The following is a 2,347-nucleotide window of genomic DNA, read 5'->3' as shown; positions in this document are numbered from 1 at the left end:
CAAGGCTAAATACTCGATATCGACCGATAGTGAACCAGTACCGTGAGGGAAAGGCGAAAAGAACCCCGGAAGGGGAGTGAAATAGAACCTGAAACCGTGTGCATACAAACAGTAGGAGCGGACTTGTTCCGTGACTGCGTACCTTTTGTATAATGGGTCAGCGACTTACATTCAGTGGCAAGGTTAACCGTATAGGGAAGCCGTAGAGAAATCGAGTCCGAATAGGGCGACAGTCGCTGGGTGTAGACCCGAAACCAAGTGATCTACTCATGGCCAGGATGAAGGTGCCGTAACAGGTACTGGAGGTCCGAACCCACTAATGTTGAAAAATTAGGGGATGAGCTGTGGGTAGGGGTGAAAGGCTAAACAAACTTGGAAATAGCTGGTTCTCTCCGAAAACTATTTAGGTAGTGCCTCAAGTATCACCAACGGGGGTAGAGCACTGTTATGGCTAGGGGGTCATCGCGACTTACCAAACCATTGCAAACTCCGAATACCGTTGAGTGCGAGCTTGGGAGACAGACATCGGGTGCTAACGTCCGGTGTCAAGAGGGAAACAACCCAGACCGCCAGCTAAGGTCCCAAAGTATAGCTAAGTGGAAAACGAAGTGGGAAGGCTAAAACAGTCAGGAGGTTGGCTTAGAAGCAGCCACCCTTTAAAGAAAGCGTAATAGCTCACTGATCGAGTCGTCCTGCGCGGAAGATGTAACGGGGCTAAGCTATACACCGAAGCTGCGGATATCCTTTTAGGATATGGTAGGAGAGCGTTCTGTAAGCCTGCGAAGGTGTCTTGTAAAGGATGCTGGAGGTATCAGAAGTGCGAATGCTGACATGAGTAGCGATAATGGGAGTGAAAAGCTCCCACGCCGTAAGCCCAAGGTTTCCTGTTCAACGTTCATCGGAGCAGGGTGAGTCGGCCCCTAAGGCGAGGCAGAGATGCGTAGCTGATGGGAAGCAGGTTAATATTCCTGCACCGTCGTATGATGCGATGGGGGGACGGATCGCGGAAGGTCGTCAGGCGGTTGGAAGAGCCTGTTCTTGACTTGTAGAAGGTGCTTAGGCAAATCCGGGCACATAATTCAAGGGGTTGAGACGAGTGAATTTATTCACGAAGCGATCGGAAGTGGTTCCAAGAAAAGCCTCTAAGCTTCAGTCATACGAGACCGTACCGCAAACCGACACAGGTGGGCGAGATGAGTATTCTAAGGCGCTTGAGAGAACTCGGGAGAAGGAACTCGGCAAATTGGTACCGTAACTTCGGGATAAGGTACGCCCTTGTAGTTTGACCCCCCTGCGGGGGAAGGATGAAAGGGTTGCAATAAACTGGTGGCTGCAACTGTTTAATAAAAACACAGCACTATGCAAACACGAAAGTGGACGTATATGGTGTGACTCCTGCCCGGTGCTGGAAGATTAAATGATGGGGTGCAAGCTCTTGATTGAAGTCCCAGTAAACGGCGGCCGTAACTATAACGGTCCTAAGGTAGCGAAATTCCTTGTCGGGTAAGTTCCGACCTGCACGAATGGAGTAATGATGGCCACACTGTCTCCTCCCGAGACTCAGCGAAGTTGAAATGTTTGTGATGATGCAATCTACCCGCGGCTAGACGGAAAGACCCCATGAACCTTTACTGTAGCTTTGCATTGGACTTTGAACCAATCTGTGTAGGATAGGTGGGAGGCTTTGAAGCGGGGACGCCAGTTCTCGTGGAGCCATCCTTGAAATACCACCCTGGTTTGTTTGAGGTTCTAACCTTGGCCCATTATCTGGGTCGGGGACAGTGCATGGTAGGCAGTTTGACTGGGGCGGTCTCCTCCCAAAGTGTAACGGAGGAGTTCGAAGGTACGCTAGTTACGGTCGGACATCGTGACGATAGTGCAATGGCATAAGCGTGCTTAACTGCGAGACTGACAAGTCGAGCAGGTACGAAAGTAGGACATAGTGATCCGGTGGTTCTGTATGGAAGGGCCATCGCTCAACGGATAAAAGGTACTCTGGGGATAACAGGCTGATTCCTCCCAAGAGTTCATATCGACGGGGGAGTTTGGCACCTCGATGTCGGCTCATCACATCCTGGGGCTGTAGCCGGTCCCAAGGGTATGGCTGTTCGCCATTTAAAGTGGTACGTGAGCTGGGTTTAAAACGTCGTGAGACAGTTTGGTCCCTATCTGCCGTGGGCGTTGGAAGTTTGAAGGGGGCTGCTCCTAGTACGAGAGGACCGGAGTGGACGAACCTCTGGTGTATCGGTTGTCACGCCAGTGGCATTGCCGAGTAGCTATGTTCGGAAGAGATAACCGCTGAAAGCATCTAAGCGGGAAACTCGCCTTAAGATGAGACTTCCCAGAG

At 51.1% G+C, this 2,347-nt stretch carries 1 rRNA gene (cut by a window edge); it reads left to right on the top strand.

Features of this window, described 5'->3' with window-relative positions:
* Positions 1 to 2,347: ribosomal RNA gene (locus H8K52_RS20450) — 23S ribosomal RNA — on the top strand (its annotated part extends 643 nt beyond the left edge of the window); the annotation flags it as partial.

This window comes from Affinundibacterium seohonense (genome assembly GCF_014284305.1).
GTDB lineage: Bacteria > Pseudomonadota > Gammaproteobacteria > Burkholderiales > Burkholderiaceae_D > Undibacterium > Undibacterium seohonense.
Note: the sequence above shows the minus strand (reverse complement) of the source record. Positions and strands in the feature narration are given on the sequence as shown.